The 14,949-nt window shown below is 73.1% G+C and carries 15 protein-coding genes; 3 read left to right on the forward strand and 12 right to left on the reverse strand.

The features are described from left to right. Positions 1-45 precede the first annotated feature (45 nt). From AB0J53_RS15735 to uraD, 7 genes are all read right to left on the reverse strand, one after another. Positions 46-1,176, reverse strand: a complete 1,131-nt coding sequence (locus AB0J53_RS15735; RefSeq protein WP_364172393.1) for a glycerate kinase — start codon at positions 1,174-1,176, stop codon at positions 46-48. 237 nt (positions 1,177-1,413) lie between these two features. Continuing rightward, positions 1,414-2,775, reverse strand: a complete 1,362-nt coding sequence (locus tag AB0J53_RS15740; RefSeq protein ID WP_364172396.1) for an 8-oxoguanine deaminase — start codon at positions 2,773-2,775, stop codon at positions 1,414-1,416. After that, a complete protein-coding gene (locus tag AB0J53_RS15745) occupies positions 2,772-3,242 on the reverse strand; it encodes a (2Fe-2S)-binding protein (RefSeq protein WP_364172399.1) in 471 nt (156 codons plus the stop codon). The genes AB0J53_RS15740 and AB0J53_RS15745 overlap by 4 nt, the downstream gene beginning before the upstream one ends. Beyond that, on the reverse strand, positions 3,242-4,102 hold the full coding sequence (locus tag AB0J53_RS15750; protein ID WP_364172402.1) for a xanthine dehydrogenase family protein subunit M: 861 nt from the start codon (positions 4,100-4,102) through the stop codon (positions 3,242-3,244). The genes AB0J53_RS15745 and AB0J53_RS15750 overlap by 1 nt, the downstream gene beginning before the upstream one ends. 5 nt (positions 4,103-4,107) lie before the next feature. After that, positions 4,108-4,956, reverse strand: a complete 849-nt coding sequence (gene pucL / locus AB0J53_RS15755) for a factor-independent urate hydroxylase (protein WP_364172404.1) — start codon at positions 4,954-4,956, stop codon at positions 4,108-4,110. Continuing rightward, positions 4,957-5,244, reverse strand: coding sequence for a hydroxyisourate hydrolase (uraH, locus tag AB0J53_RS15760; protein ID WP_364172407.1), 288 nt, complete (start codon positions 5,242-5,244; stop codon positions 4,957-4,959). Beyond that, positions 5,241-5,729, reverse strand: coding sequence for a 2-oxo-4-hydroxy-4-carboxy-5-ureidoimidazoline decarboxylase (uraD, locus tag AB0J53_RS15765; protein WP_219514229.1), 489 nt, complete (start codon positions 5,727-5,729; stop codon positions 5,241-5,243). The genes uraH and uraD overlap by 4 nt, the downstream gene beginning before the upstream one ends. A gap of 141 nt (positions 5,730-5,870) precedes the next feature. Between uraD and AB0J53_RS15770 the strand changes: the two genes are divergently transcribed. Then, on the forward strand, positions 5,871-6,710 hold the full coding sequence (locus AB0J53_RS15770) for a deoxyribonuclease IV (RefSeq protein ID WP_219514227.1): 840 nt from the start codon (positions 5,871-5,873) through the stop codon (positions 6,708-6,710). Between the two features lie 584 nt (positions 6,711-7,294). On the opposite strand, the gene AB0J53_RS15775 is transcribed toward AB0J53_RS15770, so the two are convergent. The 3 genes from AB0J53_RS15775 to AB0J53_RS15785 form a co-directional block, all read right to left on the reverse strand. Then, on the reverse strand, positions 7,295-8,041 hold the full coding sequence (locus AB0J53_RS15775) for a LytTR family DNA-binding domain-containing protein (protein ID WP_357586540.1): 747 nt from the start codon (positions 8,039-8,041) through the stop codon (positions 7,295-7,297). A gap of 83 nt (positions 8,042-8,124) precedes the next feature. Continuing rightward, entirely contained in the window at positions 8,125-9,258 is a 1,134-nt protein-coding gene (locus AB0J53_RS15780) for a histidine kinase (RefSeq protein ID WP_364172411.1), read from the reverse strand. Positions 9,259-9,301: 43 nt separating this feature from the next. Next, a complete protein-coding gene (locus tag AB0J53_RS15785; protein ID WP_308126112.1) occupies positions 9,302-9,898 on the reverse strand; it encodes a molybdopterin-dependent oxidoreductase in 597 nt (198 codons plus the stop codon). A gap of 242 nt (positions 9,899-10,140) precedes the next feature. Here AB0J53_RS15785 and aroF point away from each other — a divergent pair, with 242 nt between their 5' ends. Next, a complete protein-coding gene (gene aroF, locus AB0J53_RS15790; RefSeq protein ID WP_219514213.1) occupies positions 10,141-11,172 on the forward strand; it encodes a 3-deoxy-7-phosphoheptulonate synthase in 1,032 nt (343 codons plus the stop codon). Between the two features lie 5 nt (positions 11,173-11,177). On the opposite strand, the gene thiI is transcribed toward aroF, so the two are convergent. Next, positions 11,178-12,374 carry a tRNA uracil 4-sulfurtransferase ThiI gene (gene thiI / locus AB0J53_RS15795; protein WP_219514211.1) on the reverse strand — a complete coding sequence of 399 codons (1,197 nt, stop codon included), beginning with the start codon at positions 12,372-12,374 and terminating at the stop codon, positions 11,178-11,180. A 208-nt stretch (positions 12,375-12,582) separates the two neighbouring features. On the opposite strand from thiI, the gene AB0J53_RS15800 reads away from it, so the two are divergent. Beyond that, complete coding sequence (locus AB0J53_RS15800; protein WP_364172415.1) at positions 12,583-13,497, forward strand: MHYT domain-containing protein; 915 nt, start codon at positions 12,583-12,585, stop codon at positions 13,495-13,497. Between the two features lie 337 nt (positions 13,498-13,834). On the opposite strand, the gene AB0J53_RS15805 is transcribed toward AB0J53_RS15800, so the two are convergent. After that, entirely contained in the window at positions 13,835-14,860 is a 1,026-nt protein-coding gene (locus AB0J53_RS15805; protein ID WP_219514207.1) for a 6-phosphofructokinase, read from the reverse strand. Positions 14,861-14,949: the final 89 nt, after the last annotated feature.

Consider the following 14,949-nt stretch of genomic DNA (forward strand, 5'->3'; position numbering starts at 1 on the left):
GGGCAGCCTGGGGCGGGGGAACTGGGGGCGGGGCGGGTGGGGGCATCAGGGTAGGTGGGCGGCGGCCACGCGGGCCGCGAGCTGCTGGAGGAGGGGGGCCGCGGCGGCCATGCAGCGGGCCGGGTCGGGCTCCAGGTCGGTGAGGGCGTAGGCGGCGGCGAAGCCGGCGGCCCGCAGGTCGTCGTCGGAGAGCGTGCGCCGGCCGCAGACGGCGACGACGGGCACGCCCGCGCGGGCGGCGGCCCGGGCGACCCCGGCGGGGGCCTTGCCGCGCAGGGTCTGCTCGTCCAGGGAGCCCTCGCCGGTGATCACCAGGCGGGCGCCCTCGACCTGCTCGTTGAAGCCGAGCAGGTCGAGCAGGTAGTCGATGCCCGGCTGGATGTCGGCGCGCAGGAAGGCGAGCGCGGCGAACCCGACGCCGCCGGCGGCCCCGGCGCCCGGCGCTCCGGCGACGCCCATCGGGCGGGGGACGTCGTCGTGCTCGACGGCGCCGACGAGGCCGTGGATGCGGGTGGCGACGGCGGCCAACCGGGACAGCGCGCTCTCCAGCAGGGCGACCTGGTCGGGCGTGGCGCCCTTCTGCGGCCCGTAGACGGCGGCGGCGCCGTGCGGGCCGAGCAGCGGGTTGTCGACGTCGCTCGCCACGACCACCTCGACGCCCGAGAGGTCGAGGAAGCCGGACATGTCGATCCGGTCGAGGTCGCGCAGGGCCGCGCCGCCCGGCGGCAGCTCGCGCCCCTCGGCGTCGAGCAGGCGCGCGCCGAGCGCCTGGACCATGCCGGCACCGCCGTCGGTGCAGGCGCTGCCGCCCAGGCCGAGGACGACGCGGGTGGCGCCCTGCTTGACGGCGTCGGCGATCAGCTCGCCGGTGCCGTGGCTGGTGGCGGTGAGCGGCTCGGGGCCGCCGGGGAGGCGGCGCAGGCCGGACGCCTCGGCGAGCTCGATGACGGCGGTGTCGCCGCGCCTGGCGTAGGAGGCGTCGACGGGCTCGCCGGTGGGGCCGGTGACGCGGGCGGTCACCCGGGTGAAGCCGCCTGCCACGGCGGCCTCGACGGTGCCGTCGCCGCCGTCGGCGACGGGCAGCTGCACCGCCGGGACGCCGAGCCCGGACGACACGGCGGCGGCGACCTCCGCCGCCGTCAGCGAACCCTTGAACTTGTCCGGGGCGACAAGCACGTGCTCAACCACTGCGAACTCCCACACGAGACGGACACGGGCGACCCCCCTGCCGGGGGCGGGCGGGCCGGCGGTCCCCATCATCACACCCCGCCCGCGGCCCCGTGCGCGTGCCCCGGCCCCCTGTGGAAAACCGGGGCGGGAGCCGGCGGGCAGAGGGCGGGAACCGGCGGGCATCGGCCGGGCACCCACGGGCACCGGGCGGGCGCCCACGGGCATCGGCCGGGCATCGGCCCGTCATCGGCGCTCCGCCGCGAGACGCAGGAGGCGGCGGTGGGCGGCGACGCCCGCGCGGCCGGCCGCGTCGTGCGGGACGGTGCGCAGCTCGCCGCCGGCGACGACGGTGCGCCCGCCGACCAGGAGCCTGGCCAGCGGCGGCTGGGGGCCGAGGACGAGCGCGCACACCGGGTCGTCGACGGCGGCCGTGAAGGGGCCGTCGACCCGCCACAGCGCCACGTCGGCGAGCTTGCCGGGCTCCAGCGTGCCGAGGTCGGCCTCGCGGCCGAGGTTGCGCGCGCCGCCGAGCGTGGCGAGCTCCAGCGCCTGCCGGGCGGTGAGGGCGTCGGGCCCTGAGTGAGCGCGCTGGAAGAGCAGCGCCTGCCGCATCTCCCCCGCCATCGTGGTCAGCTCGGAAGAGGCGCTGCCGTCGACGCCGAGCCCGACGTTGGCGCCGCCCCGCAGCAGGTCGGCGACCCGGGCGACGCCCGCGCCGAGGCGGCCGTTGGACGAGGGGCAGTGGGCGACGCCGGTGCCGGTGGCGGCGAGCCTGCCGATGTCGCCGTCGCTGAGGTGCACCGCGTGCGCCACCCACACGTCGGGCCCGAGCCAGCCGAGCCGCTCCATGTACGCGACGGGCCGCACGCCGAACTGGGCCAGGCAGTGCTCCTCCTCGTCCAGCGTCTCGGCCAGGTGGGTGTGCAGCCGCACGCCCTTGTCCCTGGCCAGCCGGGCGGCCTCGGTCATCAGCTCGCCGCTGACGGAGAACGGGGAGCAGGGCGCCACGGCGATCCGCAGCATGGAGGAGGGCGACGGGTCGTGGTGGGCGTCGACGGCGTCGGCGGTGGCGGCGAGGATGCGGTCGATCGGCTCGACCACGTCGTCGGGCGGCAGCCCGCCCGACGAGCGGCCCCGGTCCATGGAGCCGCGCGCCGGGTGGAAGCGCAGGCCGACGTCGCGGGCGGCGGCGATCTCGGCGGCGAGCAGGTCGCCGCGGCCGTGCGGGAAGAGGTAGTGGTGGTCGCTGGAGGTGGTGCAGCCGGACAGCGCCAGGTGGGCGAGCCCGGCGAGCGCGGCCCCGTGCACGACCTCGGCGTCCATGGCGGCCCACACGGGATAGAGCGTGACGAGCCAGTCGAACAGGGTGGCGTCCTGGGCGAGGCCCTGGGTGGCCCACTGGTAGAGGTGGTGGTGGGTGTTGACCAGGCCGGGCGAGGCCAGGCAGCCGGTGGCGTCGACGCGTTCGGCGTGCGGGAGGGTAGGCAGCCGGTCCATGGGGCCGAGCGCGGTGATCCGGTCGCCGTCGATCCGCAGGTAGCCGTGCGGGATCTCGGGTCCGGCGACGGGGGCGAGGTAGGCGTTCTCGATCAGCAGGGTGGTCACGCGGACGCCTGGCGCTCGGCCGCGAGCCGTACGGCGTCGAGAATCTTCTCGTAGCCGGTGCAGCGGCACAGGTTGCCGGCCAGGGCCTCGCGGATCTCGGCGTCGGAGGGCCGTTCGACGCGGGCGAGCAGGTCGTGCGCCTGGACGATCAGCCCGGGGGTGCAGAAGCCGCACTGCACGGCGCCGCACTCGACGAACGCCTCCTGGACGGGGTCGAGCCGGTCGCCGTCGGCGAGCCCTTCGACGGTGCGGACGCGGCGGCCCTCGGCCTGCCCGGCGGCGACCAGGCAGGCGCAGACGGGGACGCCGTCGAGGTAGACGGTGCAGGAGCCGCATTCGCCCTGCTCGCAGGCGTTCTTGGAGCCGGGCAGGCCCATGCGCTCGCGGAGCACGTACAGCAGGCTCTCGCCTTCCCAGACGTCCTCGACGGTTTCCTCGCGGCCGTTGACGGTGCAGGTCAGACGCATCAGGCGGCCCTCCTTCCCAGGTGGTCGCGCCACGCCCAGGCGAGCGTGCGGCGGGCCATCACGGCGACGGCGTGGCGGCGGTAGGCGGCGCTGCCGCGTACGTCGTCGATCGGCGAGGCCGCGGCGGCGCACAGCTCGCCGAAGCGGTCCAGCAGCGCGGGGGCGAGCGGCGCGGCCCAGTCGAGCTCCTTGACCAGGAACTCCTCGGCCTCCAGGGCGCGGCGCGGGGTGGGCGCGGCGGAGCCGAGCCCGGTGCCGACGCGGCGCTCGCCGGGGTGCAGCGCGATCGCGAACGAGCAGACGGCGATCACCATGGCGTTGCGGGTGCCGACCTTGGAGAAGTACTGGGGGCCGGTCGCCGGGGCCAGGTGCACGGCCCTGATCAGCTCGTCGGGGCGCAGCGCGTGGCGTTTGACGCCGGTGTAGAACGCGTCGGCGGGGATCATGCGGACGCCGCCGTCACGCGACTCGGCCTCGACCAGCGCGCCGGCGGCCAGCAGCGGCGGGTGGCTGTCGCCGGCGGGCGAGGCGGCGCCCAGGTTGCCGCCGACGGAGCCGCGGTTGCGGATCTGCGGCGAGCCGACCGTCCGGGCCGCCTGGGCCAGCCCGGGCAGCTCGCCGCCGAGCCGGTCGATGATCACGCTGTACGGGACGGCGGCGCCGATGCGCAGGCGCCCGTCCTGGTTCGTCCAGGTGGCGAGCTCGGCGATCCGGGTGAGGTCGAGCAGCGCGGCGGGCCGGCGCACGCCGAAGTTGATCTCCACCATGACGTCGGTGCCGCCCTGGATCGGCACGGCGTCCGGCCGGTCGGCCTTGGCGGCCAGCGCTTCGGCCCACGTGGTGGGGCGCAAGAAGTCCATCGGTGCTACTCCCAGGCGAATCCGGCGTCGGGGGCGTCCTCGCGCAGCACCGTGCCCTCGATCAGGCCGTAGGGTCGGTCGGCGGCGTGGAACACCTCGTTGTCGTTGCCGAGCCCGAACGGGGTCAGGTCCACGGCGACGTGGTGCTTGTTGGGCATGACGAGCCTGATCTCGCACACCTGCGGGCAGGAGGTGAGCACCCGCTCCCCCATCGCGTACAGGGTCTGCTGGAGCGAGAGGCTGTGCGTCCCGGCGAAGGCCTCCAGCAGGTGGCGGCGTACGGTCGCGTGGTCGGCGCGACCGCCGTGCTGGCGCCAGCGGGCGTCGACGGCGGTGGCCAGGACGCGGTCGACGGCCGGGCGCAGCGTGGTGTACTCGTCGACGGCGAAGCCGCGGAACTCCGAGCCGGTCGAGTTGAGCACGACCAGGCCGCTCAGCCCCGACACCACGCTGGTGCGGCCGTCGCGGTCGTGGTGGACGAGGCAGGTGCGGCTCTCGCCGCCGGCGCGCACGAACGAGTGGTCGCCGAGCCGGTCCCAGGCGTACTCCTCGATCTCGACCCTGGCGTGGTGGATGGAGGGCCGGGCGTTCACGTAGTGGCGGGCGAGCAGCAGCGCGAAGTCCTCGATCTCGCCGACGCCGTGGCGGGCGGCGAAGGCGTAGACGGTGTTCTTCTGCGTGTCGGTCGGCAGCACGGCGGCGTTGTCGCCGGTCAGGTGGACGGCCGTCATGTCGCCGGACAGGGCGGTGCTGACGTTGAGGTCCTTGAGGTGGTGCACGCCGCCGTCCTTGGTGACGCGCACGAGCCGGGTCTCCGCCTTGCCGTACCGGTTGGGTCCCAGGACGATCGCCATCTAGCTCCCTCGGTAGGTGGAGTAGGCGTACGGGCTCAGCAGCAGCGGCACGTGGTGGTGCTCCGCGGGGTCGGTCACGGTGAAGGCGACGACGACCTCCGGGTAGAAGGGGCCGCCGGTGTCGAACACCACGCGGTTCGTGCCGTTGCCGGGCTCCCAGCCGGTGATCCGGCCGTCGGCGTCGGTGCGGCCCTCGGCGAGGGTGCGGCCGTCGTGCTCCAGCCGTACGCGCATCCCGGCGGCGGGGCGGCCGGTGGCCGCGTCGAGCACGTGCGTCGAGAAGCTCATCGACCGGCCTCCAGGAGCTTGCCGGCCCGCAGGCGGGTGATCGCGGCCAGTTCGGCGCGCACGGTCCGGCGTTCGGTCTCGTCGTCGTCGCGCAGCCGCGCGCGGAGCCTGGCCAGCATCTGGGCGCCGGTCAGGCCGGTGGCGCAGATCAGGTAGACGTGGCCGAAGCGGCGCTCGTAGGCGCGGTTGGCCTCGGCGAGGTCGGCGCGCAGGGCGTCCTCGACGCCGGACTGCTCCTGCCGCGACCAGGCGCCGCCGGTCCGCTCGCCGATCCTCGGGTGGGCGGCCAGCGCCTCCAGCACGTCGTCCCAGGCGAGCTCGCGGGCGGCCAGGGCGGCGGCGTCGGCCAGGGCGTCCGGCGACGGGTAGGGGCGGCCGGCGGCGACCCGGCCGGCGAACGCGCGGGAGGCGCAGCAGGCCAGCAGGTCGCGCTCCGCCTCCTCGGGAGGCAGGGCGTTGAAGCGGGCCAGCGCGTCGTCGGGCATGACTCGAGTACACACATGGCGGTGGTGCCCGGTCCATCCCCGGGAACTCCCAACCGGGGCGGCGGTTGGCCAAGACTTTTGTGTCATGCTCCAAGGCCGCATCCGGACGGGTCCTGGCCTGGCCATACACTGAGTGCCATCATGACCCCTACCTCTCTGATCGGCGGGCACGTCTCCGTCACGGGCGGCCTGGCCAAGGGCGGGCTCGCCTACATGGCCGACATCGGCGCCGAAATGATCCAGGTGTTCGTCACCAACCCGCGCGGGTGGGCGCTGGCCGTGGGCCGTCCCGACCAGGACGCGCTGCTGGCCGAGTCCGGCGTCGACACCTTCGTCCACGTGCCGTATCTGGCGAACTTCGGCTCACCCAGCGCGGAGACGCTGGCCAACTCGGTGGCGATCGTCCGTCACACGCTGCGCCGGGGCGTCGACATCGGCGCCAAGGGGGTCGTGGTGCACACCGGCTCGGCGGTGACGCAGCCGCGCGACGACGCGATGCGGCAGCTGCGCGAGCATCTGCTGCCGCTGCTCGACGAGATCCCCGACGGCGGTCCCGACCTGCTGCTGGAGCCGATGGCCGGGCAGGGGGCGATGCTGTGCGCGACCGTGCAGGACCTGGAGCCCTATCTGGCGGCGCTCGACTGGCATCCTCGGGCGGGGGTGTGCTTCGACACCTGTCACGCCTTCGCGGCGGGTCACGACCTGGCGGCCGAGGGCGGGGTGCGGGAGACGTTCGACCTCCTGCACAAGCTCGCGCCGGGGCGGCTGAAGCTCATCCACGCCAACGACTCCAAGGACGCGTGCGGGTCGAAGAAGGACCGCCACGAGAACATCGGGGCCGGGCTGATCGGCGCCGCGGCGTTCGGCGAGATGATGCGCCACCCGGCGGTGGCCGGGGTGCCGGTCTGCATCGAGACGCCCGGCAAGGCCGACAAGCACCGCGAGGACATCGAGACGCTCAAGCGGCTGCGTGACGGCTGACGGGGCGCGCACGGCCGCCCCCCGCTCACGCCCTTGACCAGTCGTGACAGGGGTGCCCGCCGGCACCGTCCGGCCGCCCCCGTGTGGCCGGATCGGGGCCACGGCGGGCACCCCCTCACGTGGTCGGCCGGCGGGCCCTACCCCCCGGTAAAGGGCCCGGCAGCCGCGGTGACCCAGGTGGTCACCAGGGAGTCCGGCGCATCCGCTGGGAGCCTTGCGGCTCGCCTCCCGATGCTCCGGAGTGGCTTCCGATGCCGAAACACTACGGTCGCGATCTTGCCGGGGAAACCCCGTTGGCCCATAGCTCGGTAAGCGGTGCGTAGTCATCGATGTACGGAGCGTGTCCGATCGACGAGCGGTCACCCTGGCGCGACGAGCGGTCGGCCGGCAGGCCCTCCGGACTGTCCACCGGATCGCCGTCACGGCCCGGCCCGACCGGTGTGACCTGGGAAATCTCCTCGGCATGACAAGGGGCGCGAGCACGGGGCAGGATGCCCGCGCGCCCGCGTTCACGCCTGCCCGCCCGCGCACGCCGCGCATGGCGATCACGCCCCCCTCGCGGGGGGCGCAGGCGGGCGGGACCGTCAGGTGACGGCGCCGCGATGCTGGCGGACGAGCTGCTCGCGCACCTGGCGGGTGTGGCGGCGGCTGACCTGGAGCGTCTCGGAGCCGACGGTGAGCATCACGCGCCCGCCCTCGAAGCGCAGCTCGCTGACGTGCCGGGCCGACACCAGCGTGCTGCGGTGCACGCGGATGAAGCCGGCCTCGGCCCAGCGGCGCTCGAGCGCCGCCAGCGACATGCGCACCAGGTAGCTGCCGTCGACCGTGTGCAGGCGCACGTAGTCGCCCTTGGCCTCGGCGAAGCGCACCGCCTGCTGCGGCACGAACCGGGTGCGCCCGCCCAGCTCGACGGGGATGACGTCGTCCTGCCCCGGCTCGGCGGGCGGGGCCGGCGCGGAGGCGACCTCCAGCCGGCGCACCGCCTCCGACAGCCGCTCGGCCCGCACCGGCTTGAGCAGGTAGTCGACGGCCTCCAGCTCGAACGCCTGGACGGCGCACTCGTCATGGGCGGTGACGAAGACGAGCTTGGGCGGGCTGGGGAACCCGCCGACCAGCCGGGCCAGGTCGAGCCCGTCGAGGCCGGGCATGCGGATGTCGAGGAACACCGCGTCGAGCCGCTCGCCGCCGCCGATCATCGCCACCATGTCCTGCAGCGCCGCGACGCCGTCGCAGGCGGTGCGCACGTGCTCGATCCGGCTGTCCTGACGCAGCAGGTAGGCCAGCTCCTCCAGCGCGGGGACCTCGTCGTCAACGGCCAGAACACGTAGCATGCCCTCTAAGCTGCCGTAAGAAAGCCTTGCTCACAACCCCCTCGGCCACGTTCCGTAAAGAATCGATTACAGTTCGGGCCCGATCAGGGCGCGCCGAGTTGCGCCTTGGGCACGCGCAGCCGCACCTTCGTGCCCGTGCCGGGCGCGGTCTCGACCACGAGGCCGTAGTCGTCGCCGTAGATCTGGCGCATCCGCAGGTCCACGTTGGCCAGGCCGATCCCGGCGCCCTCGCGGCCCGGGTCGTCGTCGAGGACCTTCCTGGCCCGGTCCGGGTCCATGCCCACGCCGTCGTCCTCGACCGTGATGTGCGCCTCCGGGCCCGCGTCGCGGGCCACGACGCGCACCTCGCCGGTGCCGCCGCGCCCCCGCATGCCGTGCTTGATGGCGTTCTCCACCAGCGGCTGCAGGCACAGGAACGGCACGGGGACGGGCAGCACCTCGGGCATCACCTGGAGGCTGAAGCGCAGCTTGTCGCCGAACCTGGCACGTTCCAGAAGCAGGTAGCGGTCGACGCAGGTGAGCTCGTCGGCCAGCGTGGTGAAGTCGTCGGCCCGGCGCAGCGCGTAGCGGGCGAAGTCGGCGAAGTCCAGCAGCAGCTCGCGGGCCCGCCCCGGATCGGTGCGGACGAACGACGCGATCGTGGTGAGCGCGTTGTAGACGAAGTGCGGGGAGATCTGCGCCCGCAGCGCCCGCATCTCGGCCTCCAGTGCGCGCCGCCGCGAGGAGTCGAGCTCGGCCAGCTCCAGCTGGCCCGACACCCACCGGCCCACCTCGGTGACCGTGCGGACCAGGGCGGCGCTCAGCTCCTCGTCGTACGCGGCCAGCGCCCCGATGATCTTGCCGTCGGCGGTCAGCGGCACCACGACCGCCCCGTACGGCTCCCCGGGGAAGACTTGCGCGCGGCCGGCGGCCAGCGTGGTGCGCGCGTAGCTGAGCACCTCGTCGGTGCACGGGCCGTCCCAGGCGAGCGCGGCGTCGGTCGAGGTGATCGCGACGGAGTGGGTGCCGAGCAGGGCGCGCAGATGGCGCACGGCCTTGCGGGCGGAGTCGCGGTGCAGCCCGGTCCGCAGCGCGGGGGCGGCCAGCGCGGCCGTGTGCAGCGTGGTGAAGGTCGCCTCGGCCCCGGAGCGGCCCTCTTCACTGGCACGGCGTCGGGCCAGCGTGTAGCCCAGGACGAAGGCGAGGAGGGGCAGCACCACGCACGCGGTGGTCAGCATGCGCAAACCGTAACCAACATCGTCGCGCGTGGGGGCGGAAACCCTACGGCGGGCCCTCGCCGGGTTCTTCCTGGTAGGAGTAGCGCTGCTCGCGCCACGGGTCGGCGACGTTGTGGTAGCCGCGCTCCTCCCAGAAGCCGCGCCGGTCCTCCAGGAGGTATTCGACGGCGCGCACCCATTTGACGCTCTTCCACGCGTACAGGTGGGGCACGACCATGCGCACCGGGGCGCCGTGCTCGGCGGTGAGCGGGGCGTCGTCGAGGTCGGTGGCGAACAGCGTGCCGGGGGCGGTGAAGTCGGACCACCTGAGGTTGGCGCTGTAGCCGTACTCGGCCCAGATCATGACGTGGCGCACGCCGGGGTCGGGCGGCGCGGCGGCCATGAGGTCGGCCGGGGTGACCCCGCGCCAGCGCTGGCCGGGCACGGAGAACTTGGTGACGCAGTGGAAGTCGGCCACGACGTCGGTGCGCGGCAGCCGGTCGAAGTCGTCCCAGCCGAAGCGGTGCTCCTCCCCCGACGCGGTGGCGCCGGACACGCGCAGGTCCCACGTGGCGGGCTTGAACGGGGGGACCCTGCCGTAGTGGATCACGGGTAGGCCGCGGGGCACGTACTGGCCCGGTGGCAGGCGCGGCTCCTCCACGATCACTCTCCTCACGGGACTCGCGGTCCCGACCATCCTGCCACCGGCCGCGCGCCGGTTCGTCAGCGGGTCGAGTGCGCTACCATTGGCGCACTATGCGCACCGCGTTCGTGTTTTTTTATGGCGACGGACCCACAGGTCGGACCGTTCGCCACCTGACGCTGCGCTAGCAGACAGGCGAGCAGAAAGGCCCCGGGTCCACCAGGACCCGGGGCCTTTCGCGTTTTCCGGAGGAGTACAGCATGGTGATCGTGATGGGCCAGGAAGCCACGGGCGACGACGTCGCCTCGATCGTCGCCGTCGTGCGGGCGGCCGGGGTGGAGGCGTTCGTGAGCAAGGGCGTGACGCGGACGATCGTCGGCCTGGTGGGCGACGTGACGCAGCTCGACGCGGGCAGCCTGCGCGGGATGGCGGGGGTGCGCGACGTGATGCGCGTCTCGACCCCGTACAAGCTGGTGAGCAGGGAGAACCACCCCGAGCGGTCGACGGTGCGGGTGGGCGGGGTGCCGATCGGGCCGGGCACGGTGACGCTGATCGCCGGGCCGTGCGCGGTGGAGACGCCGGAGCAGACGCTGCAGGCGGCGCGGATGGCGCAGGCGGCGGGCGCGACGCTGCTGCGCGGCGGCGCGTTCAAGCCGCGCACGTCCCCGTACGCGTTCCAGGGGCTGGGCGAGAAGGGGCTGCGCATCCTGGCGGACGTGCGCGAGGAGACCGGCCTGCCGATCGTGACCGAGGTCGTCGACGCGCGCGACGTGGAGCTGGTCGCCTCCTACGCCGACATGCTGCAGGTCGGCACCCGCAACGCGCAGAACTTCGCGCTGCTGCAGGCGGTGGGCGCGGCGGGGCGGCCGGTGATGCTCAAACGCGGCATGAACGCCACGATCGAGGAGTGGCTGATGGCGGCCGAGTACGTCGCGCAGCGGGGCAACCTGGACGTGGTGCTGTGCGAGCGGGGCATCAGGACGTTCGAGACCGCCACCCGCAACACGCTCGACGTCTCGGCGGTGCCGGTGGCGCAGCGGCTGTCGCACCTGCCGGTGATCGTGGACCCGTCGCACTCGGGCGGCCGGCGTGACCTGGTGATGCCGCTGACCAGGGCGGCGCTGGCGGTGGGAGCCGACGGCGTGATCATCGACGTGCACCCGCACCCCGAGCAGGCGCTGTGCGACGGGCCGCAGGCGCTCGTCGACGCCGACCTGGGCGAGCTGGCCCAGGTCATGCGGGACCTGCCGCCGCTGCTGGGCAAGACGGCGGCGGCCCCGGCGACGGTCTGACCCGGTTAGAGGGTGTATTCCTGGATCGAGTCGGCGAGCTGGACGGCGAGCTCCTCGGCGTCCAGCCGCTTCTCGATCTGCTTGAGGTCCTCGATCTTGGCCCGGGTCTCGGCCCGCTTGGGGGCGAGCAGGCTGCAGCAGTCCTCGTCGGGCAGCTCGGAGATCTCCAGCGTGCCAATGCGGCGGGCCTCGGCCATGATCTCGGTCTTGTCCCAGCCGACGAGCGGGCGCAGGATCGGCAGCTCGACGGCGTGGTCCTGGGCGGTGATGTTGGCCAGCGTCTGGGAGGAGACCTGGCCGAGCGCGTCGCCGGTGACGAGGGCGGCGGCGCGGATGCGGTGGGCGACCTCCTCGGCGGTCTTGAGCATGAGCCGCCGCTGGGCGATCACCGCGAGCCGGTCCTGGCCGGAGTTGCGGATCGACTGCTGGGCCTTGCCGAACGGCACCACCCACAGCCGTGACTTGCCCTGGAACCGGTCGAGCTTCCTGACCAGCGCGTAGGCCTTGTAGATCGACTCGGAGGTGGTGAACGGGATGCCGGAGAAGTGCAGGAAGTCGACGTGCAGGCCGCGCCGCATCATGCGGTAGGCGGCCACCGGCGAGTCGATGCCGCCCGACATGAGCACCAGCGCCCGGCCGCTGCTGCCGACGGGCAGGCCGCCCTGGCCGGGCAGGCCGCCGGTGAAGACGAACACCTCGTCGCGGTCGACCTCGATGAACAGGGTCAGCTCGGGGTTGCGCAGGTCGACGGGCAGGCCGTAGGCGTCGTTGATGGCGCCGCCGACGAGCCGGTCGAGCTCGTTGGAGCGCAGCGGGAAGCGCTTGTCGCGGCGGCGGGAGCGGACCGCGAAGGCGGGCTTGCGGGCGATCTCCTCGCGCTCGCCGACGAGCTCGAGACCGGCCTTGAGCACCGCGTCGGGGTCCTTGGCGACGCGCCAGGCCGGGTGGATCCACACCAGGCCGGGCACGTCGGCGACCCGCTCGGCGACGGTCATGGCCTGCTCGGCCGACGAGCCGTCGGGCAGGAAGATCGCGATGACGCCGTGGCGGCGGCGCACGTCGAGCTTGAGCCCGAGCTCCTGGAGCGCGTCGCGGATGTTGCTGATCAGGCGGCGTTCGAACAGCTCGCGGTTCTTGCCCTTGAGGACGATCTCGCCCAGCTTGAGCAGAACGCATGGCTCGCCCAGGGCGGACATCGTCATGGTGGAACCTCCGGGGAAGACAGGGAATGCGCGCGCTCGTACCAACGCGGCGACCCACCGAGTTTAGTCCGTGACCGGCCACCGAGGGATCCATGAGCACTTCTCATATTTCCGACTTGTCAAGTTGACAGATAGTCGAGATATCCATGCGAAAGGGACAGCGCTCCTGGCACAATCCGGAGACCCCTAATGCAAGGAAACTCACTACATGTCCGCTGTTGACCATTTCACCCACGGTCCGCTCACGCCGGTCCTCGCCTACGTGATGTCGTGCATGGGATCGATGCTCGGACTGCGGCTCACCGCCCAGGCCCACGCGTCGCGAGGTGCCTCGCGGATGCGCTGGCTGATCGGCGCGGCCATCTCCATCGGCGGCACCGGGATCTGGGTCATGCACTTCATCGCCATGATGGGCTTCGAGGTGGAGGGCACCCAGATCCGCTACGACGTGCCGCTCACCGTCGCCTCGGCCCTGGTCGCGATCATCGTCGTCGGCACCGGCCTCTTCCTCGTCTCCTACGGCGGGGGCCGCGTCCCCGCGCTGCTCGGCGGCGGCCTGCTCACCGGGCTCGGCGTGGCGAGCATGCACTACCTCGGCATGTACGCGATGAACATGTCCGCGCACGTCTCCTACGACCGCACCCTCGTGATCGCCTCCGTGGTCATCGCCGTGGTCGCGGCCACGACCGCCCTGTGGTTCACGCTGCGGGTCAAGCGGACCGTGTGGATCACCGCCGCGGCGCTCGTCATGGGCCTGGCCGTGGCGGGCATGCACTACACCGGCATGTTCGCGATGATCGTCCAGCTCCACCCGCAGCCCGCGGCCGTCTCCGGGGCCGACGCGCTCGACTTCCTGGTGCCGCTGATGACCGTGATCAGCCTCATCACGCTGACCATGCTGCTCATGGTCATCCTGGCGCCGTCGGAGCAGGAGCTGAACGAGGACGCCGAGCTCCTGGCCCGCCTGGAGCTGCGCCGCAAGGCCGCGCAGGAGCAGCAGCAGCTCAGCTACCCCGCCGCCGCCCCGGGGCCGCAGCCGGTCTACCCCGCCCCGGGGCCGCGGCCGGTCTACCCCGCGCCGGTGCCCCACCAGCAGGCCGCGCCGCGCAGCCGCCGGAGATAGTTGCCTCTGCGGCGATGTGCCCCCATACTCCCTGCGTCGGCTTATGGGGGCACACCGCTGACCGCCGCCTCGGCGCTGCCGGCCGTCGTCCTGTCGCCCTCGGAGCGGGAGCTGCGCAGCGAGCGGGAGTTTCTCGACCGGCTGCGGGGAGGCGACGAGGGCGCGCCGGAGGTGGATCTCTCTGGCACGCCCCGCGGTTGAACTATGCGTAGGTACGGCTTGCGACGCGTGGTGGGCCGCCGACTCTCCGCGGCGCAAGCCGTACCCTCGAAGGGGGTTGTAGCGGTAACCCCGCTGCTCCAGAAGGTACGGCCGCCCGCTTGCAAGCCGCTTTCAATCAGCCGAAGAACACCTCCGCCTCGGCGTAGCGCGAGGCCGGGACGGTCTTCAGCTCGGCCGTGGCCTCGTCGAGCCCGACCCGGACGATGTCGGTGCCGCGCAGCGCCACCATCATGCCGAAGTCGCCCTCGTGCGCCGCGTCGATCGCCTGCAGGCCGAACCTGGTGGCCAGCACCCGGTCGTAGGCCGTCGGCGTGCCGCCGCGCTGGATGTGGCCGAGCACGGTCGTGCGGGCCTCCTTGCCGGTGCGCTTCTCGATCTCCTTGGCCAGCACCTCGCCGATGCCGCCGAGCCGGACGTGCCCGAACGCGTCGAGCTCGCCCGCCTGCAGCGCCATCTGCCCCTCGATCGGGTGGGCGCCCTCGGCGACGACGATGATCGGCGAGTAGCGGGTGCGGAAGCGGGACTCCACGTACTCGCAGACCCGGTCGATGTCGAAGGGCTTCTCCGGGATGAGGATGACGTTGGCGCCGCCCGCCATGCCTGCGTGCAGCGCTATCCAGCCGGCGTGGCGGCCCATGACCTCGCAGATCAGCGCCCGGTGGTGCGACTCGGCCGTGGTGTGCAGCCGGTCGATGGCCTCGGTGGCGATGTTGACGGCGGTGTCGAAGCCGAAGGTGTAGTCGGTGCCGGACAGGTCGTTGTCGATCGTCTTGGGCACGCCGACGACCTTGACGCCGCGGTCGTAGAGCTGCTTGGCGACGCCCAGCGTGTCCTCGCCGCCGATGGCGATCAGCGCGTCGACGCCGGTCGCGGCCAGGTTGTCCTTGATCCGGTCGACGCCGCCCTCTATCTTGATCGGGTTGGTCCGCGACGAGCCGAGGATGGTGCCGCCCCTGGGCAGGATGCCCCGCACGGCCTGGATGTCGAGCGGCATCGTGTCGCCTTCGAGCGGGCCGCGCCAGCCGTCGCGGAAGCCGACGAACTCATGACCGTAGACGCCCACTCCCTTCCTGACGACAGCCCTGATCACAGCGTTGAGACCGGGGCAATCGCCACCTCCGGTGAGCACTCCGATACGCATAACGGGTTCCTCCCGACGGGGTTCACGACCAGAATCGCATTGTGCCCATACAGGCGGGCATTGGTCTAGACCAAACGCGTGTGGACCGA

The sequence above is a fragment of the Nonomuraea sp. NPDC049725 genome, from assembly GCF_040674795.1.
GTDB lineage: Bacteria > Actinomycetota > Actinomycetes > Streptosporangiales > Streptosporangiaceae > Nonomuraea > Nonomuraea ceibae.